The following is an 18789-nucleotide window of genomic DNA, read 5'->3' as shown; positions in this document are numbered from 1 at the left end:
CTCTCTGTGACTCATGTCACAACAGATGGTGAAGGCTTCACGAGCCCTGTCCCGCAACTCCTGTTATTTACCGAACGCAAATCGGCACAGTCGTTCCGGAGTCCTAGGACCCGGCTGGTCCCTCTGCCCGATGCGTCGGCGCGACCGGCGGCACTAGCGTGCCCATGTGCTGCAGAAGACTCCTCCCTCCCCGCGCCCCGAAGCCGTCCCCCATCCTGAAGGGGTGAGCAACGACGAATTCCGTGCCGCCCTGTCACGCCTGGCCGCGGGTGTGGTGCTGGTCACCGCGGAGGAGCCACCACTCGACGAGCACGGCCGCGGCGAGGACGTCGGGATGACGGCCACCGCCTTCGTGTCGGTCTCCCTCGATCCGCCCCTGGTCATGGTGAGCCTGCGCAACGACTCACGGATGGACGACCTGCTGTCCGAACAGCCCTTGTGGGCGGTGTCGGTGCTGGCGGAGAACCAGCGGCAGGTCGCCGGACGGTTCGCCATGAAGGGCCGGATCAGCGACCGGCTGCTGTTCCAGGACCTCCCCTGCATACGGGGCGAGGTCACGGGAGCGCCCCTGATGGGCGGAGCGCTGGCCACCCTGGAGTGCCGTACCGAACAGCGCGTCCTGGCCGGTGACCACACGCTGGTGATCGGCCGGGTGCTTACGGCGTCCCTGCCGAGCGCGGACGGGGAGCCGCTGACGTACTTCAAGGGGCGCTACCGGCAGCTGGGCTGAGCCACTCCCGCGCGGTCCGCGGGCCGCCCGCCGACGGGGAGTCCTCGCCGGCTACCAGTCGCGGCCGGAGCGTCCCCGCTTGGTGTCGCCGCGCTGCTTCTTCTCGCGCAGCCGCCGCTCGTTGATCCCGCGCGGGATCTTCTTCTTGAGCCGCGGCTTGGGCGGCGGCGCAGTCGCCTCGGCCAGGAGTGCGGCCAGCCGAACGGCGGCCGTCTCCCGGTTGCGCCACTGCGAGCGGTGCTCGGACGCCCGTACGGACACCACCCCGCCGACCAGCCGGCCCGCCAGCCGCTCCAGCGCCCGTGCCTTCCACACCTCGGGGAGGGCTTCGGTCGCCGCGAGGTCGAACCGGAGCTCCACCTGCGAGTCGCTGGTGTTGACGTGCTGCCCGCCGGGCCCCGAGGACCGCGAGAAACGCCACATGAGCTCGGCCTCCGGCAGGGAGACCGAACCGCGGATGACATAGGGCCCGGACATGACACCCATGTTCCCCGGCCCCCAGCCGGTTCGTCACCTTGTTTTGCGAGCGTTCGGCCAGAAGTTCGGCAAAGAAAGTAAAGCGAGCAGGAACCTCGTGGTCTCTTGTCTGCGTTAGGACGGGTGACGGTAGCTTTCGTGATGGCACGAAGCCCGCACATGACGAGGAAAGGGACTTCCCATGGCTGTAAGCCTGTCCAAGGGCGGCAACGTCTCGCTCACCAAGGAGGCCCCGGGCCTGACCGCCGTCACGGTCGGCCTCGGCTGGGACGTCCGCACCACCACCGGCACCGACTTCGACCTCGACGCCTCGGCGATCGCGGTCAACAACGCCGGCAAGGTCTACTCCGACGGACACTTCGTCTTCTTCAACAACAAGGCGACCCCGGACCAGACCATCGTCCACACCGGTGACAACGTCACGGGCCAGGGCGAGGGCGACGACGAGCAGATCAACGTCAACCTGGCGGGTCTCCCGGCGGACATCGACAAGATCGTCTTCCCGGTCTCGATCTACGACGCCGAGGCGCGCAGCCAGAACTTCGGCCAGGTGCGGAACGCCTTCATCCGCATCATCAACCAGGCCGGCGGCACCGAGATCGCCCGCTACGACCTCAGCGAGGACGCCGCCACCGAGACCGCCATGGTCTTCGGCGAGCTCTACCGCAACGGCGCCGAGTGGAAGTTCCGCGCGGTCGGCCAGGGTTACGCCTCGGGCCTGCGCGGCATCGCCCAGGACTTCGGCGTCAACCTCTGACGTAACGGCTCGTCCTCCGGGAGCCCCTGTCCGACCTCGGTCGGCCGGGGGCTCCCGCACGTCCGCACCACATAGCGGACACGGATGAACCACAGCCGGACAAGAACTGGTCAGGCCGCCAGAAGGCCTGGCAGATCTGGTACAAGGCCCTGTCGGTCTACATGACGTCGAGCACCGACTACACCGGAGCACGCGTCGCGACCGAGAAGGCGGCCACCGACCTGTTCGGCGCCGGCAGCACCGAACTCGCGGCGGTCGGCGCCGCCTGGACGGGCGTCAACGTCAAGTAACCCCGACGGGGGAGCCGGTCAGCCTCGGGCGGGCCGGCTCCCGCCGTTCAGCCAGGTGTCCCACAGCTCCGTCAGATCCAGACCGGACTCCTCCTCCACGAAGGCGGTGAAGTCGTCGGTCGAGGCGTTGCCGTGCCGGTGCGCCCGCAGCCAGCCCCTGACGAGGGCGAAGAACGCCTCGTCGTCGCCCATCTCCTGCCGGATCCGGTGGACCACCATCGCACCCCTGCCGTACACCGGAGGCCGGGACAGGTCGGCGGGGCCGGGCGGGCGCGCTGCGGGAAAGTCCCAGTTCGCCTCGTCCGCGTACGCCTCCGCGAAGCTCTCCGCGACGGGCACCCCGTCGTGCTCCGCGCTCCAGAGCCACTCCGCGTACGTGGCGAAGCCCTCGCTGAGCCACATGTCCCGCCAGGTCCGGGGCGTGACGGAATCGCCGAACCACTGGTGGGCCAGCTCATGGACGAGCAGCGCGCTGTCCGGCGGGCCGGGGAAGAACGGCCTGTTCTGGGTCTCCAGCGCATATCCCGCGTCGCCCGGCACGCCCACGATCGCCCCGGCCGACGAGAAGGGGTACGGGCCGAAGTGCCTCACCCCCCAGGCGACGACCTCGGAGATCCGGGCCGGAAGCGCCGCTGTCGCCCCGGCCACCTCCGGGTCGGCCGCTGTGACCACCGGCAGGCCGTCGGCGGTGGCGGTGCGCCGCACGCCGTACGGCCCGACCGCGACGGTCGCGAACGAGCTCGCCATCGGTTCGCGCACCCGCCAGTGGAAGGTGGTACGGCCCTCTGCCGTACGACGGGACGTCAGCTCACCGTTGGACACGGCACTCCGCCCCTCGGGCACCGTGATCCGCACGTCGTAGGAGGCCTTGTCGCTCGGGTGGTGGTTGCCGGGGAACCAGACCATCGACCCGGCGGGTTGCCCGAGCGCGACCGTGCCGTGCGCGGTCCTCAGCCAGCCCTCCTCGGAGCCGTCCGCATCGGTGACGGTACGGGGCACGCCGTCGTAGCGGACCACCGTGCGGAAGGTCCGTCCCGCACGGAGCCGGTCCGCGACCGGGGCGTCGGGACGCAGCGTCAGCTCCGAACCCGCCCGGTTCACTGCGGCCGGCCGCCCCTCGACCGTCACCGAACGAACCTCCATCCCGGAGAGGTCCAGATTGAACGCGCTGAGGTCCTGTGTGGCGCGCGCGGTGATCACGGCGGTGCCGCTCAGACGCCCTGCGCGCGGATGCCCCGCACTCGAATGCCCCGCACCCGGATGCCCTGACGCGCCGTCGACGCGGAGGTCCAGGTCGTAGTGCGAGACGTCGTAACCGCCGTTGCCGAGGCGCGGGAAGTACGGATCACGCACTCCCGCCGCGCCCGGAGTTCCCACGACCCCGCCCCGGCCGGGCGTGCAGCCGGCGGCGAGGGTGATCAGGGCCAGCAGCAGGGCGGCGCAGGGCGCGGAGCGGCGAGCCGCCGATCGTGGGTCCACCCCGCCGATCCTAGATACGCGCCGAGGCGCGGGCCGCGCGGTCGGTGCCGGGGGGACCCTGCTTGCCTCGCGTGGACCTACTTGCCGAGGGCCGCGACGCCCGCCGAGGCGAACTTCTCGTCGAGGTCACCGCTCGGCGCGCCCGCCACACCGATACCGGCCACCGGAGCGCCCTTGACCTGCACGGGCGCGCCGCCGGCGAGGAACAGGGTGCCGGGGATGTCCTTCAGGTTCGGAGCCTGCTCCAGGCGCTTGACCAGCTCGGAGGTGGGCGCGTTCCAGGAGACGGCGGTGAACGCCTTCTTCACGGCGGACTCGGGGGACTGCGGGCCCGCGCCGTCGCCGCGCAGGGTGACGACGGTGTTGCCGTTGCGGTCCACGACGGCCACCGAGATGCGCTGGTTCTCCTTCTTCGCGGCGTCCAGAGCGGCCTGCGCGGCCTTGGTGGCGGCGGCGACGGTCAGATGCGTGGACTGCTGGAGGTTCCGGTCGGCGGTGTCGGCCTTCACGGCAGCGGCAGGAGCGGCGGCCGGAGTGGACGCGCTCGCCGACATCGCGCCGAAGGTCCCGGCGCCCAGGGCAGCGGCGGCGACAGCACCGGTCAGGACACGGGTGCGCAGCGACATCTTCTTCATGGGGACTCCTCGAGTGACTTCGGGCCCGGACTCGAATGACTTCGGCCTCGAACCGTTCTGCTTCCGGTATCGATCCTCCGGCCGGATCCGGTCCCGCACGGTCGGCGTTCCGGCTCGAAGCCGCCCCCGGGTCGGCGGACGGCCCTGTCAGCCGATCGGTTGATGCGGAGGGGGGCCCGAGGGGTGACGATGGGATGTCCGCGCAGGTCAGCGGTGACGCGAGGCGACTCGTCGGCGGGGCTTGTGCTCCGGCGGGGCGGGGTGAGTGCTCCGGCGCGGGCATGCGCTCGGGTGGCGCAGGGGCGGGCGCTCCGGACGCGCGGAGGTGGGCGCTCCGGCCCGCCGCGCGCGGCAGGGCGGGACTGCACGGCAGGGTGGCAGAGCAGGGCACAGCAGGACACGGCACGGTCGAGGGAACGCGGGGTCACGAGGTGCGGCGGAACGGAACCGGTCCCGACACGGACCGGACGACGGCGGCCAACACGGCGGCGGGACCGGTCGGGGACCCTGAGCACGACCCGGCCCCGGAGGAGCCGGCCTCCACCGGCTCACGGGCGGCGACGACAGCGGGTGACCCCGACGCCCGCTGGCTGGCCCTCCTCATGCACGCCGCGTTCTTCCTGCTCCTGGGCGCCTCACTCGCCCGTTTCCTGATGCGCCACCCCGGTGAGACCCGTACCCCGTGGATCATCGCGCTCTCAGCCGTGCTCGCCGTGCTCTATCTCCTCGGCCCGGTGTTCGGCTCCCGCCGCACGCCCCGGCGGCTGGCGTGGCTCGGCGTCCTCGTCGTCGTATGGATGATCCTGGTCGTCCTCGCCCCGAGCTTCGCGTGGTGTGCCGTCCCGCTCTTCTACACAGGGCTGCGGATCCTGCCGCCCCGCGCCGCCCTGGGGCTGGTCGCCCTGCTCACCGTGTTCGTCGTCGCGGCCCAGCTGCGGCTCGCCACGGGCTTCGACCCGAATCTCGTCCTGGCCCCGCCCGCCGTCGCGGCGGTCGCCAGCGCCGTCTTCGTCCACATGCAGCGCCAGGCCGTACGCCAGCGCGACCTGGCCGCGCGCCAACGCGAGCTCATCGACGACCTGCTGCGCACCCGGCGGGAACTCGCGGCGACGGAACGCAGGGAGGGCACCCTCGCCGAACGACAGCGGCTCTCCATGGAGATCCACGACACCCTGGCCCAGGGCCTCTCCAGCCAGCAGATGCTGCTCCAGGCCGCCGACCGCTCCTGGGACACCGATCCCGCGACCGCCCGGCGCCACGTCCTGACCGCGACCGGCATCGCCGAACACAATCTCGCCGAGGCCCGCCGCTTCGTGCACGACCTCGCCCCGGCCGACCTGGCGGAGGGCGGTGGTCTGGAGGCGGCGCTGCACGCGCTCGCCGCCCGCGAGACCGCGCAGGGGGCCGCACACCTCACCGTGCGCTGCCACGTCGAGGGCGTGCCGGCCGCGCCCCTTCCCGACCGCGTGCAGTCGGCACTGCTCCGGATCGCGCAGGGCGCCCTCGCGAACATCGCCGAGCACGCCGAGGCCACCATCGCCGCGCTCACCCTGACCCACCTGGACGACCGGGTCGTCCTCGACATCGCCGACAACGGCCGGGGCTTCAGCCCCGCCCACCAGGCGGCCCACCCGTCCGAAGGCGTACGCGGCCACGGGCTGCCGGCGATGCGGGCCCGGGTCCAGCAGCTGGGCGGCACCCTGACCATCGAATCGGCGCCCGGCGAAGGCACGGTCCTGTCCGCCGCCGTTCCCCTCCCCCACACCCCCACCCCCGCCGCCACGGAGGAACGCGCATGAATCCGACCGTACGGACCCTGCTCTGCGACGACCACGCCGTCGTACGGGCCGGACTGCTCGCCCTTCTCGGCGGCGAGCCGGACATCGAGGTCGTCGGCGAGGCGGGCAGCGGCGAGGAGGCCGTCGCCCTCGCCTCCCGGCTCGCCCCTGACGTCGTCCTGATGGACCTCCAGCTGGGCCCTGGTATCGACGGCGTCGAAGCCACCCGCCGCATCGCCGCCGCCGGAAGCGTGCACGTCCTCGTCCTCACCACGTACGACACCGACGCCGACATCACCCGCGCCATCGAGGCCGGGGCCACCGGTTACCTGCTGAAGGCCGAGCGCCCGGAGGAGTTGTTCGCCGCGATCCGCGCGGCGGCCCAGGGACGCACCACGCTCTCCGCTCCGGTGGCCAGCCGCGTCATGGCCCGGATGCGCAGCCCCCGCCCGACCCTGACCGACCGCGAACGCGACATCCTGGGCCAGCTGTCCCAAGGGCTCGGCAACCGTGACATCGCGCGCGCCCTCTTCATCAGCGAGGCCACCGTCAAGACCCACCTGGGCAGGATCTACGAGAAGCTCGGCGTGGACACCCGGGCGGGAGCGGTCGCCGTCGCCAAGGAGCAGCGACTGCTGCCGTAGGGCGGCGGCTCCCGCAGGGCGCAGGCACTTCGCGTGGCATGACACCATCGAACCGTGCTCGACATCGGCTACTCCCTCTCCCGGCGCTTCCCGGACCCCCCGCAGACCGACTACCGCCGCGCGGACGTCCACGCCCTGCGGCACGACCTGTTCTCCGGGGACGTCTACCTCGCCGACACCAAGGCCGACCGCGAAGTGTCCACAGCCTGGGGATGGGTCCCCGTGCTCGACTTCGCCTGGGCCCTCTGCGACATCGTCGAGCAGATCGACCGCGACCCCCGCGGGAACCGCTCGCACCGCCAGCAGTACGCCGAGCTCGACTTCACCGAATCGTCCGACCGCATGCTCTTCGAGCGGCGCTTCGGCTGGGTGGACGTCGAGGCCGACTGGATGCCCGGCGACGAACCCCCGCTGACCTTCAGCCACTCGCTGCTGCGCCGCGAGGCCCGCGACTTCCTGCACGACCTCATCGCCGACCTGGCCGACATGCACGAGGGCCTCGCCGACAACCCCGTCATCTGGGATCTCCAGGCCCGCTTCCCCCGCATCTGAGCACCCGGGCACCTGGTCGCCCGCCTCTGCGCACCGGGCACGTGGTCCCCCGCATCTGAGCACCGGCCGCCCACCTCCCCGCAGACGACGGACGCCGGCCGCCCGCTCCTCACGCCTCCACGCGCACCCCGATCTGCGCCGCGAACGCCGGAGCCAGCTCCATCAGCTGGAGCGGACTGATCACCGCGCCCGCAAGCCGCTCCACACCCCGCGCGATGTCGAGCTCGGCCACCGTCCGCAGATCCACGGAATCCATCCGCGTGGAGCTGAAGTCGGCCCGCTTCAGCACACAGTCCCGGAACTCCACCCGGACCAGCTGCGCCTCCCCGAAATCCGGCTCCGAGAGCACACAGCCCTCGAACACCACGTCCTTCAGCCGCGCCTTGCGCAGATTCAGGTAATCGATCTTCCCGCCCCGCACGAGCACCCGCTCCAGCACCGCCCCGTGCAGCTGTACACCGCCCAGCCGGGCGTCCACGACTTCCACGTCCCGCAGCGATGCCCCCGCGAGATCCGTGCCCACGCCCCGCACGCCCGTCAGCACCGAGTCCATGAACCTGGCCCGCCCCAGCTCCGTACGGTCCAGGACGCAGCCGCTCAGCTCACAGTCCATGAAACGCGCGCCCGGACCCGACGCGTCGGCGAGATCCGTGCCCTCGAACCGCAGACCGTCGTAGTCCCCGTCCGGCTCCAGCTCCGTCCCGTCGAACTCCGTGAGCGGGGGCAGCCGGACCTCCGGCCGACGTGCGGCCGCCACCCCGTCCTTCGCGCCCGCGCCCCCGCTGCTCCTGTTGCCTGTGCGTGCCATGCCCACCATCGTGACGCACAGCACTGACATCGCCTCCCGGCCCGATGTCACAGACCGCCCCACCCGACCGTCCCCTGTGCAGAAGCGCCCACCGCGAGGAGACCAGTCATGCAGCGCATCCACATCGTCGGCGGCGGTCTCGCCGGGCTCACCGCCGCCATCACCGCCGCCGAATCCCGCGTCCAGGTCACCCTCCACGAGGCGCACCACACCCTCGGCGGGCGGGCCAGGACCTCGGACGGCCCCTACCTCACCAACGAAGGACCGCACGCCCTCTACCGGCGCGGCCCGCACCGGACCTGGCTCCATCAGCGAGGGCTCCTGGGCCCGCTGGCCTCCGTACCGCCCCTCGAAGGCGCACGCTTCCTCTTCCACCGCGGCGGCACACTGCGCAGGACCCCGCCCGTGGGCATGCTGCGCCTCGCCCGCCGCGGCACCGCACCCGTGGACAGCGACTTCCTCAGCTGGGCCACCGGCCAGGTCGGCGGAGCGGGGGCCCGCGCGGCGGCCCACTACATGGGCGTGGCGCTCTTCCACCACGACCCCGGATCACTCTCCGCGGCGTTCGTCCAGGAACGGCTCCGCCGCGCCACGGCCCTCCCGCCCGAGGCCCGCTACCCCGTCGGCGGCTGGGCGCAGCTCATCGACCGGATGGCCGCCCGGGCGTGGGATCTCGGCGTACACATCAAGACCGGCACACGCGTCGGCCCCCGCGAACTCGCCGGGCTCCGGCGCGGCGGGCCGGTCATCGTCGCCACCCACCTCGACTCCGCCCGCGCCCTGCTGGAGGACACCACCCTGGCCTGGGACAGCGGCCGGACCGCCCTGCTCGACCTGGCCCTGCGGACCCGGCGCGGAGACCCGTTCATCGTCTCCGACCTCGACGCCCCCGGCTGGATCGAACGGTTCACCGCCCAGGACCCGACGCTCGCCCCGCCCGGCGAACAGCTCATCCAGGCCCAGATCCCCCTCGCCCCGGACGCGGCGCGCGCCGACGCGGTCCGCCGGGCCGAGGACATGCTCGACCTCGGCTTCCCCGGCTGGCGCGACCGCACCACCTGGCGCCGCGAAGCCCTCGCCTCCGGCCGCACGGGCGCCGTCGACAAGCCCGGCACCACCTGGCGCGACCGGCCCGCCGTCGACCGGGGGGACGGAATCCTCCTGGCGGGGGACCAGGTCGCCGCGCCGGGGCTCCTGAGCGAGGTCTCGTTCAACAGCGGCATCGCGGCGGCGGTCCTGGCCATGAAACTCCTCGGCACAGCACGAACCGGAGCCCGCACCACGTGAGCACCTCGGCACGGCACGGCAGCCCCGTACCCGGGCCGCGAACCGCATGAACAGCTTGACCTCAACCGTGCTCGAGGTCGAAAGCTGGTGGCACCAGCCGCGAAACCAGCCCCGGGGAGCCCCGCCATGTACGCCATCCGCCTCCACGCCTTCGGCCCTGCGGAGAATCTCGTCCACGAGTGGACCGAAGACCCCGTCCCCGCTCCCGGCCAGGTGCGGATCGCCGTCGCCGCGGCCGGCGTGCACCTTCTGGACACCCACCTGCGCGAAGGCAGACCCGGCCCCTACCGGTCCACCGCCGACGAACTCCCCACGATCCCGGGCCGCGAGATCGCGGGAACCGTCGAAGCCCTCGGCGAAGGGACCGACCCGGCCTGGCTCGGCCGCGCAGTCGTCGCCCACATCGGCCAGGCCCCCGGCGGCTACGCCGAACTGACCGTCGTCGACGCCGAACGACTCCACCCACTCCCCGAAGGCCTCACCCCGGCCGAGGCCGTGGCCATGATCGGCACCGGCCGCACCACGCTGGGCATCCTCCAGTACACCGAACTCGGCCCCGAATCCGTCGTCCTCGTCACCGCCGCCGCCGGGGCATGGGCACGCTCCTCGTCCAGTACGCCAGGAACGCCGGAGCCACGGTCATCGGCCTCGCCGGCGGGCCCGCCAAGACCGCCCGCGTCACGGCGAACGGAGCAGACCTCGCCGTCGACTACACCCTCTCCGACTGGCCACGCCGCGTCCGTGCCCACCTCGACGCCCTCGGCCGCCGGGCCACCGTGGTCTACGACTCGGTCGGCTCGATCACCGCGCGCGCCGCCGTCGACCTGCTCGGCGAGGGCGGCCTGCACATCGTCTACGGCAGTTCGGGCGGACAGGCTCTCTCCTTCAGCGAGGAGGAACTTGCCGCACGCGGCATCACGTCCCGGAACGTCCTCGGCCCCGCCATGATCGAGAAGGGCGGCGGCATGAGGGCCCTGGAGACCCGGGCCCTGGCCGAGGCCGCCGCGGGCCGCCTCCGCCCTGCCGTCACCCGCTTCCCGCTCGCCGAAGCGGCTGCCGCCCACCGCGCACTGGAGACACGCGGGACGGTGGGCAAGGTCGTCCTCGTCCCGTAGGAACCGCTCCCGTCCAAAACCGCTGCCGCTGACCGCTCCCTTCAGGAAACCCGCCCCAGAGGCCGCTTCCGCCAGGAACCCGCTCAGACCGCCCCGAGCTCCGCCAGCGCCCCGTCCGTCAGCCGGTACACCGTCCACTCGTCCTGCGGACGCGCACCGAGCGACTCGTAGAACGCGATGGACGGGGCGTTCCAGTCCAGCACCGACCACTCCAGCCGCCCGTACCCGCGCTCCACACAGATCCGCGCCAGCTCCGTCAGCAACGCCTTCCCGTGACCGCCGCCGCGCCGCTCCGGGCGTACGTACAGGTCCTCCAGATACACCCCGTGCACCCCGCGCCACGTCGAGAAGTTGAGGAACCACAGCGCGAACCCGACCACCTCGCCGTCCTCGTCCGACACCGCCATGTGCGCGTACGCGGCAGGCCGCTCACCGAACAGCGCCTCGTGGAGCTGCTCCTCGGTGGCGTTGGCCTCGTCGAGGGCCTTCTCGTACTCGGCGAGTTCACGGACCATGGCATGGATGGCAGGGACGTCTTCAGCAGTGGCTGTACGAATCATGGGCGCAGCCTAGACAGACAGGCCCGCCCCGCGCCCTTCAGTTCCGTCCCAGCAACCGCCGGGCGATCTCCGCGTGGTCCGCCGGCAGCCGCCGCGCCCCGCCCCGGATCCCCCAGAGCCCGTTCTGCAGCACCCGCCCCAGCGTCCACGCCCGCGCGCGCTGCCGGTCCAGCCCCAGCACCCCCGTCAGCAGATCGAACCTCCACAGCACCTCGGACGCGTCGAACCGGTTGTCCAGCGCCGGGAACAGCTCGAAACCCGGATCCCCGCTCAGCGGCTTGGGGTCCAGCGCGACCCACTCCCCGGCCCGGCCCTCCTCCGCGCGCCCGGCCAGGATGTTGTCGTAGTGCAGGTCCCAGTGCAGCAACCGGTCCCCCGGCTCCCCCGCCACCTCCCGCACCGCCGCCGCACAGTCCAGGAGCAACCGCCGCTGGTCCACGTCGGCCAGCCGCGCAGCCGCCCCGGGCGCCGCCTCCAGCATCCGCGCGGCCGCGTCCCCGAGCCGTCGCATCCCCGGCGGGGCAGGGACACGGACCAGCCGCGACAAGGACTCCGCGAGCACCCTCACCGCAGCCCGCGCGTCATCCACCCCGGTCAACGGGCGCCGCTCGTCCAGCCGTTCCAGCAGCATCACGCCCGTAGCCGGATCATGGTCGAGCAGACCCACCGCGCCCGCGCCGGCCTCACCCCAGACCCGTAGCGCGACCGGTTCCCCCGCCGTCTCCTCGTTCACCCGTTGCAGCTTCAGCGCCGCCCCGCTGCCGTCCTCCCGCACCACCGGAAGCACCAGCGCGCAGAGCCCGTACATCGCCGGACCGTCCAGCCGCAGACCCCATGCGTCGAGGTACGCGGCAGCCGTCCCTGGCAACGCGTCGGCGAACACCCGGCCCTCCGCACCACCATGGGTGCACAGGCTCACGACCAGCTCGTCCGGAACCTCGATCACAGCCCGAGCGTAGAGGTAACGTCCCTCCAGCGACACGGCTGCACACGGCTGCACACGGACAAGCAGGGGACACATGAGCACCGTCAGTACCGTCAACGGCGGCATATCGTTCTGGTACGCGAGCGAGGGCACCCCAGCCCCCCGCGAACCCCTCCCCGGCGACAGCACCGCCGACGTCTGCATCGTCGGCGGCGGCTACACCGGGCTCTGGACGGCGTACTACCTCAAGAAGGCCGTCCCGTTCCTCAACATCACCGTCCTGGAAGCCAAGTTCTGCGGCTACGGCGCCTCCGGCCGCAACGGCGGCTGGCTCTACAACGGCATCGCGGGACGCGACCGCTACGCCAAGCTGCACGGCCACGACGCCGCCGTCCGCCTCCAGCAGGCCATGAACGACACCGTGGGCGAGGTGATCCGGGTCGCCGGCGAGGAGAACATCGACGCCGACATCCACCACGGCGGCGTGCTCGAAGTCGCCCACACCCCGGCCCAGCTGGCCCGCCTGAAGGACTTCCACTCCGTCGAGATCGCCTTCGGCGAGACCGGCCGCGTCCTGCGCGGCGCCCGCGAGACCGCCGAGCGCATCCGCGTCTCCGGTGCCGTCGGCTCCAGCTGGACCCCGCACGGCGCGCGCCTGCACCCCGCCAAGCTGGTCAAGGGCCTCGCCGACGCCGTGGAGGCCCTCGGCGTCACCATCCACGAGTCGACGCCCGTCACCGAGATCAAGCCCAAGCACGCCGTGACCCCGTACGGCACGGTCCGCGCTCCCTACGTCCTGCGCTGCACCGAGGGCTTCACCGCGGGCCTCAAGGGCCACAGACGCACCTGGCTCCCCATGAACTCCTCGATGATCGTCACCGAGCCCCTGCCCAAGGCGCTCTGGGACACCATCGGCTGGGACGGCCGCGAAACCCTCGGCGACATGGCCCACGCCTACATGTACGCCCAGCGCACCGCAGACGACCGCATCGCCCTCGGCGGCCGGGGCGTCCCGTACCGCTACGGCTCGGTGGCCGCCAACGTCCACGGAACGGCCCGCACCCAGCCCGCCACCATCGAGGCCCTCCGCGACCTGCTCGTCCGCTTCTTCCCCACCACGGCGGGCACCCGCATCGACCACGCCTGGTCCGGCGTACTCGGCGTCCCCCGCGACTGGTGCGCCACCGTCACCCTGGACCGCAGCACGGGCCTCGGCTGGGCCGGAGGTTACGTCGGCTCAGGCGTCGCCACCGCCAACCTCGCGGCCCGCACCCTGCGCGACCTGATCCAGCAGGACTCCGGCCAGGCGGGCCCCACCGAGCTGACCACACTGCCCTGGGTCAACCACAAGGTCCGCCGCTGGGAACCCGAACCCTTCCGCTGGCTCGGGGTCCACACCCTCTACGCCGCCTACCGCACCGCCGACCGCCGCGAGACCACTTCGTCCCGCCCCACCACGGACCCCCTGGCAAGAACGGCGGACCGCATCGCGGGACGCCACTGAGACCGTCGGGCTTTCACGGGCACGTCCGGCTGCCGGGCCGGCGCATGGGCGTGGGTGTACGAAAAGCAGAAAACCCCAGGTCACACCGGAGTGACCTGGGGTTTCTCGGAGCCCCCTGTCGGATTCGAACCGACGACCTACGCATTACAAGTGCGTTGCTCTGGCCGGACTGAGCTAAGGAGGCGTGCGGGAGCAGTGTAACCAACACCGCGGCCGGAAGCCGCGCCATATTCGAGACCTCAGGCCTACTGACAGATCCCAAAACGCCAGGTAGCGTCACCTCAGGTTCACTCCAGTGGACCACACCACTCCCTTACTCGGATCGTCCGGCACGTTCCTGCCGGTTGAGGAGAAGCATCGTCATGGCCAGTGTCACGTTCGACAAGGCGTCCCGCGTCTACCCCGGCTCCACGAAGCCGGCTGTGGACCAGCTCGAGATCGACATCGAGGACGGCGAGTTCCTCGTCCTCGTCGGTCCTTCCGGTTGTGGCAAGTCGACCTCCCTGCGCATGCTCGCGGGTCTCGAGGACGTCAACGGCGGTGCGATCCGCATCGGTGACCGCGACGTCACGCACCTGCCCCCGAAGGACCGGGACATCGCCATGGTGTTCCAGAACTACGCGCTCTACCCGCACATGTCCGTCGCGGACAACATGGGCTTCGCGCTCAAGATCGCCGGTGTGAACAAGACCGAGATCCGCGCGAAGGTCGAAGAGGCCGCCAAGATGCTGGACCTCACCGACTACCTGGACCGCAAGCCGAAGGCGCTCTCCGGTGGTCAGCGTCAGCGTGTGGCGATGGGCCGCGCCATCGTGCGTGAGCCGCAGGTCTTCCTCATGGACGAGCCGCTGTCGAACCTCGACGCCAAGCTCCGTGTGTCGACCCGTACGCAGATCGCCTCGCTGCAGCGCCGCCTCGGCATCACCACCGTGTACGTCACCCACGACCAGGTCGAGGCCCTCACCATGGGTGACCGCGTCGCGGTCCTCAAGGACGGTCTGCTCCAGCAGGTCGACTCGCCGCGCAACATGTACGACCGCCCGGCGAACCTCTTCGTGGCCGGCTTCATCGGCTCCCCGGCGATGAACCTCGTCGAGGTCCCGATCACCGACGGCGGCGTGAAGTTCGGCAACAGCGTCGTCCCGGTCTCCCGCGAGGCGCTCACCGCCGCCGCGAACCGCGGTGACACCACCGTCACCGTCGGCATCCGCCCGGAGCACTTCGACATCGTCGAGCACGGTGGCGCCGCCGCGACCGGCCTCTCCAAGGCCTCCTCCGACGCCCCGGCCGGCCTGGCGGTCTCCGTCAACGTCGTCGAGGAGCTCGGCGCCGACGGCTTCGTCTACGGTGGCGCGCAGGTCGGTGGCGAGCACAAGGACCTGGTCGTCCGCGTCGGCGGCCGCGCCGTCCCGGAGAAGGGCACCGAGCTGCACGTCGTGCCCCGCCCGGAGGAGCTGCACGTCTTCGCGACGTCGACCGGTGAGCGCCTGACGGCCTGACCTCTCGACTGGCCGGCCGCTCCACGGCCCACCGCTCCACCGCTTGATCGCTCGACTTCCTGATCATGCTGCTACGGCCCCGCGTCCTCTCCAGGGCGCGGGGCCGTCTGCGTGGTGCGGGCGGAATCGGGTTTTGGACCGGCGCGGCACCAAATACCCCGACACACCGGTCAATTCGACCCGGCGCGTCAACGCGCGATTCGAAAAGACCTCTCGAACCATCCCCCGCAGGGGTGACGAAATGTCGCCGAGTCATCACTGCCCGCTACGCTCGCCTGCGTGACCCACACCGCGCGCCGAATCGGCCGAACCCTCGCTCTCGTACTGCCCGTCGTCATGGTCCTGTCCGGGACCCTCGCGGTCACCCGCGTGCAGTGGTCGGGGCAGGACACCGAGACCCAGTTGCTGACCGCCGCCTCGGAGACCGTGTCGAAGCAGGCGAAGGCCCGTGCCCCGCAGGACGTCCTGCGCGACAAGCTCCTCCTGGAGCTCCGCGAGAAGGACCCGGGTGCCGCGCTGACGAGCCTGCAGCGCACCGTCGAGGGCCGCCCCTCGCTCGCCAAGCACTGCATGTCGATCGCCAAGGCGCTGGGCAAGGCCGCCGTCGACCAGTACGGCCCGACGCGCGCGCACCGCTTCTCCCGCCCGGTCTGCGACACCTCGTTCGCCTCGGGCGTCGCACAGTTCAGCTGAGCCGGGTGCGTCCGGGCACGGCATATCGTGCCTGGCATGCATACGTATCCGACGCAGGCCGTGATCCTGGCGGGTGGTCAGGGCTCGCGGCTTCGCCCGTACACCGATGACCGCCCCAAGCCGATGGTCGAGATCCCGGGGACCGGGACCCCGATCATCGGCCATCAGCTGTCCTGGCTGGCCGCCGAGGGCGTCACCGACGCTGTGGTCTCGTGCGGCCATCTCGCCGATGTGCTGCAGGACTGGCTGGCCTCCGCCGATCTTCCGTTGCGTGTCACGACCGTCGTCGAGACCGAGCCCTTGGGCCGGGGCGGCGGTCTGAAGCATGCCGCGACGCGGCTGCCCGACCCTTCACAGCCGTGGTACGCGACCAACGGCGACATCTGGACCCGCTTCTCGCTGCGGGAGATGGCCGCCTTCCACGCGGAGCGGGACGCCACAGCGACGCTCGCGCTCGCTCGCCCGCGGATCCCGTGGGGCGCCGTGGAGACGGACGCCTTCGGGCACATCACGGACTTCATCGAGTCGCCGCCCTCGCCGTATCTGATCAACGCGGGGGTGTACGTCTTCGCGCCCGCCTTCACGTCGATGCTGCCGGACCGCGGCGACCACGAGCGGACGACGTTCCCCCGGCTGGCCCGGGAACGCCGACTGGCCGGATACCCGCTTCCCAACGGGGCGTACTGGCGGGCGATCGACACCGCGAAGGACCTCACGGAAGCGGCGAAGGAGCTCGGCGCGCACGCGGGCACCTGAGCGCGCTCGGCGGCCGGAACACCCGTGGGGCTGCCCGAACGCCCGGGGGGCGCTCGGAACACCCGTATGCGGCGGCCCGAGCGCCCGCCGACGTAGCCGAGGGCGGCCACCGGATGTCCGGTGGCCGCCCTCGTGGGGTGCGGTGCGTCCGTCAGCCGAGCAGGCCGCCGATGGGGTTCTGGCCGGCGCCTCCGGAGGAGGAACCGCCGTCGGACTCGCCGCCGTCCGAACCACCGGTGGTGCCACCGGAACCGGTGGACCCGGAGGAGCTGGGACCGGCGTCACCGGTCGGGGGCTCCTGCGGGGCCGGCTCCTGCGGAGGCTCCTGGCCGGTGCCCTGGGTCTGGCTGGGCCCCGCGCTCGCGCCGGCCGTGGGGGCGGACTCACTCGCCGGGCCGGAACCCGGTGTGGACTCCTCGGCCGAGGGGGTGCCGGGGGCGCTGGAGGGGGCCGTCTCCGGGGTGCCGCCTTCCGGGGTCCGGGAGGGCTCGCGCTTCTTGCCCTTGGTCTCGTCGGGGAGCGGCGAGCCGGGCAGCTGGTTGGTCGGGTAGCTGTCGGGGCCCGGCACGGTGACGACCTCGGTGGAGCGGACGGCGCCGCCGAGCATGGAGCCGACCAGCAGGGTCAGGCCGACGACGACCGTGGCGACCACGGCGCCGCGCCGGAGCACCCGCCGGCGGAGGTCCCAGATCTCCGAGCGCGGGCCGAGGGTGCGCCAGGCCTCTCCGGCGAGGCGTCCGTCCAGGGAGTAGACAGGGGCGCCTGCGATGACGAGAGGGCTCCAGGCGGCCAGCAGGATGATGTCGGGCGTGTTGTACGCGGCGGCTGTGCGCCAGCTGACCGTGACCAGGAGGGCGGCGGAGAGCAGGGCCCCGAAGGCCGCCGCGACTCGCTGCCAGAGGCCGAGGACGGTCAGGACGCCGACGATGACCTGGAGGAAGGCGACCGAGAGACCGGCGCCGACGGGGTGGGACAGCGCGAAGTCACGCAGAGGTTCGGCGAGGGCCCAGGGGTGCAGCGAGGTCAGCCACTTGACCATGGAGCCGCGGTCGCCGCCGTCGAAGTAGGCGGGGTCGCAGAGCTTGCCCATCCCGGCGTAGACGGCGAGGAATCCGAGGATGACGCGCAGCGGGAGGAGGACGACGCCGAGGTTCATCCGGCGGCCCGGGTAGTACGCGTGCCGGACGGTGTCGGCCTGGCGTCGCTCGCCGGCGGTGGCGCCGCTCCTCGCCTCGTCGCCGGGGCCTTCGTAGGTGACGTCGTAGGCGTCGTCGCCCGGGGTGTCGACGTCGTAGGCGCCGACGGCCTGTCGCATGGGCGGCAGCAGCGGTCCGTTGCGGCCGCCTCCGGCCTGGTGGGGCGCCCGGATGACGGGGTTGGGCTGGGTCTCGTCGAGGCGCGGGATGACCTGCGTGCCGCCGCCCGCTTCGTCGTAGCCCGTGCCGTAGCCGGCGCCGGGGCGGGTGTCGAGGTGGCCGGCGGTGGAGTTCCGTACGGCCTGCAGGAGTCCGGTCGCTCCGGGGTCGCCCGGCTCGGACCTGCCGCTCCAGACGACGGGGGCCCGCCTCCGTCCGCCCGCACCACTCATGGCGGGGATCCTGACCGGTCCGGCGGGGCCGCCCACCGGGCGCAGCCGGGTGCGCTGACCCGGGGCGAGCTGTACCCGGAAGCTGGCGTGGCTGACGATGACCTGCGCGGGGTCGCTGTCCACCTTTGTCATGCTCAGGGCGGGTTGGTCGTCGAACCGAGGCGTTCTGGTGTCCACACTCATCTAACCGAGTGATGTGTGATTAGGACACTGCCTTGACGCGTCCGAAGTGTCCGAGACCCGTCAATACGTCTCCGTGCGGACGGAGTCCGTGTACGCGGCGCACGCAAAACAAAAGGGACCGTGCCCGCCTCGGCCGCCTCGCGCGGGGCCGGGGCCGCGGAGTCCTTCTCGGACAGCAGCAGGGGGGACGCGACCCGGCCGGTCGATGGCGAGGTCGGGATCCAGGGGGTGGACACCGCGTTCCCGGTCCGGCGCACAGCCCTCGGAGCAGAGGTACCTGACGGTGATGTCGTCCTCGGGCGCCAGGAAAGCGTGACCCGAACCCTCTGCCAGGTACAGGGAGTTCCGGTCGGCCGCGCGCAGTCGGCGCTGCCCAGCGCCCGTACGTGGATGATCCGGTGCGGAGACCGACTGCCACTTCGAGTACGGCGCCCCGCAGACAGCTGACGTACTTCGCCTGGTCGGGCGGCACTTGGGCGTAGTGGATTCCGCGTAGCACCCCGCGCCGGGAGACCATGGGTCTGCTCCG

Annotated in this window: 17 protein-coding genes, 1 tRNA gene and 3 pseudogenes; 12 read left to right on the top strand and 9 right to left on the bottom strand. The window is 72.0% G+C overall.

The features are described from left to right. Window positions 1-223 precede the first annotated feature (223 nt). Window positions 224-730 (top strand): flavin reductase family protein, encoded by a 507-nt coding sequence (locus ABZY45_RS06655; protein ID WP_356736860.1) that lies wholly within the window; start codon window positions 224-226, stop codon window positions 728-730. A 51-nt stretch (window positions 731-781) separates the two neighbouring features. Here ABZY45_RS06655 and arfB read toward each other — a convergent pair whose 3' ends face one another. Further along, a complete protein-coding gene (gene arfB, locus ABZY45_RS06650; protein WP_069171362.1) occupies window positions 782-1216 on the bottom strand; it encodes an alternative ribosome rescue aminoacyl-tRNA hydrolase ArfB in 435 nt (144 codons plus the stop codon). Window positions 1217-1388: 172 nt separating this feature from the next. On the opposite strand from arfB, the gene ABZY45_RS06645 reads away from it, so the two are divergent. Both ABZY45_RS06645 and ABZY45_RS06640 read left to right on the top strand, forming a co-directional pair. Further along, on the top strand, window positions 1389-1964 hold the full coding sequence (locus ABZY45_RS06645) for a TerD family protein (RefSeq protein ID WP_103516378.1): 576 nt from the start codon (window positions 1389-1391) through the stop codon (window positions 1962-1964). A gap of 113 nt (window positions 1965-2077) precedes the next feature. Next, window positions 2078-2254, top strand: a pseudogene (locus ABZY45_RS06640) (M4 family metallopeptidase); the annotation flags it as partial. An 18-nt stretch (window positions 2255-2272) separates the two neighbouring features. On the opposite strand, the gene ABZY45_RS06635 reads toward ABZY45_RS06640, so the two are convergent. Together ABZY45_RS06635 and ABZY45_RS06630 are read right to left on the bottom strand one after the other, a co-directional pair. Further along, entirely contained in the window at window positions 2273-3733 is a 1461-nt protein-coding gene (locus tag ABZY45_RS06635; protein ID WP_356736857.1) for a M1 family metallopeptidase, read from the bottom strand. Window positions 3734-3810: 77 nt separating this feature from the next. Then, a complete protein-coding gene (locus ABZY45_RS06630) occupies window positions 3811-4368 on the bottom strand; it encodes a heme-binding protein (RefSeq protein WP_356736855.1) in 558 nt (185 codons plus the stop codon). 431 nt (window positions 4369-4799) lie between these two features. Here ABZY45_RS06630 and ABZY45_RS06625 point away from each other — a divergent pair, with 431 nt between their 5' ends. Genes ABZY45_RS06625 through ABZY45_RS06615 form a run of 3 tightly spaced genes read left to right on the top strand, consistent with a single transcriptional unit; the run spans window position 4800 to window position 7342 of the window. Further along, entirely contained in the window at window positions 4800-6167 is a 1368-nt protein-coding gene (locus ABZY45_RS06625; RefSeq protein WP_356736853.1) for a sensor histidine kinase, read from the top strand. Continuing rightward, entirely contained in the window at window positions 6164-6790 is a 627-nt protein-coding gene (locus ABZY45_RS06620; protein ID WP_356736851.1) for a response regulator transcription factor, read from the top strand. Before ABZY45_RS06625 ends, ABZY45_RS06620 begins: the two co-directional genes overlap by 4 nt. 54 nt (window positions 6791-6844) lie before the next feature. After that, window positions 6845-7342, top strand: coding sequence for a hypothetical protein (locus tag ABZY45_RS06615; RefSeq protein ID WP_356736849.1), 498 nt, complete (start codon window positions 6845-6847; stop codon window positions 7340-7342). A gap of 109 nt (window positions 7343-7451) precedes the next feature. Here the strand turns inward: ABZY45_RS06615 and ABZY45_RS06610 are convergent, their stop codons facing one another. After that, complete coding sequence (locus ABZY45_RS06610) at window positions 7452-8159, bottom strand: pentapeptide repeat-containing protein (protein WP_356738687.1); 708 nt, start codon at window positions 8157-8159, stop codon at window positions 7452-7454. Window positions 8160-8258: 99 nt separating this feature from the next. Here ABZY45_RS06610 and ABZY45_RS06605 point away from each other — a divergent pair, with 99 nt between their 5' ends. Next, window positions 8259-9437 carry an NAD(P)-binding protein gene (locus ABZY45_RS06605; protein WP_356736847.1) on the top strand — a complete coding sequence of 393 codons (1179 nt, stop codon included), beginning with the start codon at window positions 8259-8261 and terminating at the stop codon, window positions 9435-9437. 126 nt (window positions 9438-9563) lie between these two features. After that, window positions 9564-10552 (top strand): annotated as a pseudogene (locus ABZY45_RS06600) (zinc-binding dehydrogenase). Between the two features lie 83 nt (window positions 10553-10635). Here ABZY45_RS06600 and ABZY45_RS06595 read toward each other — a convergent pair. Beyond that, window positions 10636-11112 (bottom strand): GNAT family N-acetyltransferase, encoded by a 477-nt coding sequence (locus tag ABZY45_RS06595; RefSeq protein ID WP_356736845.1) that lies wholly within the window; start codon window positions 11110-11112, stop codon window positions 10636-10638. Between the two features lie 37 nt (window positions 11113-11149). Then, window positions 11150-12058 (bottom strand): aminoglycoside phosphotransferase family protein, encoded by a 909-nt coding sequence (locus ABZY45_RS06590; RefSeq protein ID WP_356736843.1) that lies wholly within the window; start codon window positions 12056-12058, stop codon window positions 11150-11152. A 73-nt stretch (window positions 12059-12131) separates the two neighbouring features. On the opposite strand from ABZY45_RS06590, the gene ABZY45_RS06585 reads away from it, so the two are divergent. Continuing rightward, window positions 12132-13541, top strand: a complete 1410-nt coding sequence (locus ABZY45_RS06585; RefSeq protein ID WP_356736841.1) for an FAD-dependent oxidoreductase — start codon at window positions 12132-12134, stop codon at window positions 13539-13541. 109 nt (window positions 13542-13650) lie between these two features. Here ABZY45_RS06585 and ABZY45_RS06580 read toward each other — a convergent pair. After that, a tRNA-Thr gene (locus ABZY45_RS06580) sits at window positions 13651-13725 on the bottom strand. 178 nt (window positions 13726-13903) lie between these two features. On the opposite strand from ABZY45_RS06580, the gene ugpC reads away from it, so the two are divergent. From ugpC to ABZY45_RS06565, 3 genes are all read left to right on the top strand, one after another. Continuing rightward, on the top strand, window positions 13904-15040 hold the full coding sequence (ugpC, locus tag ABZY45_RS06575; protein ID WP_356736839.1) for a sn-glycerol-3-phosphate ABC transporter ATP-binding protein UgpC: 1137 nt from the start codon (window positions 13904-13906) through the stop codon (window positions 15038-15040). Window positions 15041-15319: 279 nt separating this feature from the next. After that, window positions 15320-15733 (top strand): hypothetical protein, encoded by a 414-nt coding sequence (locus ABZY45_RS06570; protein ID WP_099174121.1) that lies wholly within the window; start codon window positions 15320-15322, stop codon window positions 15731-15733. Between the two features lie 36 nt (window positions 15734-15769). Further along, a complete protein-coding gene (locus tag ABZY45_RS06565) occupies window positions 15770-16489 on the top strand; it encodes a nucleotidyltransferase family protein (RefSeq protein ID WP_356736837.1) in 720 nt (239 codons plus the stop codon). Between the two features lie 151 nt (window positions 16490-16640). Here ABZY45_RS06565 and ABZY45_RS06560 read toward each other — a convergent pair whose 3' ends face one another. After that, entirely contained in the window at window positions 16641-18260 is a 1620-nt protein-coding gene (locus tag ABZY45_RS06560) for a DoxX family protein (protein ID WP_356736835.1), read from the bottom strand. Window positions 18261-18464: 204 nt separating this feature from the next. Continuing rightward, window positions 18465-18774, bottom strand: a pseudogene (rfbC, locus tag ABZY45_RS06555) (dTDP-4-dehydrorhamnose 3,5-epimerase); the annotation flags it as partial. Window positions 18775-18789: the final 15 nt, after the last annotated feature.

Source organism: Streptomyces sp. NPDC006516 (assembly GCF_040611875.1).
Taxonomy (GTDB): Bacteria; Actinomycetota; Actinomycetes; order Streptomycetales; family Streptomycetaceae; genus Streptomyces.
Note: the sequence above shows the minus strand (reverse complement) of the source record. Positions and strands in the feature narration are given on the sequence as shown.

Bases quoted from the DNA above. Each gene is read 5' to 3' on its own strand.
- arfB (WP_069171362.1), bottom strand. From the start codon at position 1,216: ATGGGTGTCATGTCCGGGCCCTATGTCATCCGCGGTTCGGTCTCCCTG.
- ABZY45_RS06645 (WP_103516378.1), top strand. From the start codon at position 1,389: ATGGCTGTAAGCCTGTCCAAGGGCGGCAACGTCTCGCTCACCAAGGAG.
- ABZY45_RS06630 (WP_356736855.1), bottom strand. From the start codon at position 4,368: ATGAAGAAGATGTCGCTGCGCACCCGTGTCCTGACCGGTGCTGTCGCC.
- ABZY45_RS06620 (WP_356736851.1), top strand. From the start codon at position 6,164: ATGAATCCGACCGTACGGACCCTGCTCTGCGACGACCACGCCGTCGTA.
- ABZY45_RS06610 (WP_356738687.1), bottom strand. From the start codon at position 8,159: ATGGTGGGCATGGCACGCACAGGCAACAGGAGCAGCGGGGGCGCGGGC.
- ABZY45_RS06605 (WP_356736847.1), top strand. From the start codon at position 8,259: ATGCAGCGCATCCACATCGTCGGCGGCGGTCTCGCCGGGCTCACCGCC.
- ABZY45_RS06595 (WP_356736845.1), bottom strand. From the start codon at position 11,112: ATGATTCGTACAGCCACTGCTGAAGACGTCCCTGCCATCCATGCCATG.
- ABZY45_RS06585 (WP_356736841.1), top strand. From the start codon at position 12,132: ATGAGCACCGTCAGTACCGTCAACGGCGGCATATCGTTCTGGTACGCG.
- ugpC (WP_356736839.1), top strand. From the start codon at position 13,904: ATGGCCAGTGTCACGTTCGACAAGGCGTCCCGCGTCTACCCCGGCTCC.
- ABZY45_RS06565 (WP_356736837.1), top strand. From the start codon at position 15,770: ATGCATACGTATCCGACGCAGGCCGTGATCCTGGCGGGTGGTCAGGGC.
- ABZY45_RS06560 (WP_356736835.1), bottom strand. From the start codon at position 18,260: ATGAGTGTGGACACCAGAACGCCTCGGTTCGACGACCAACCCGCCCTG.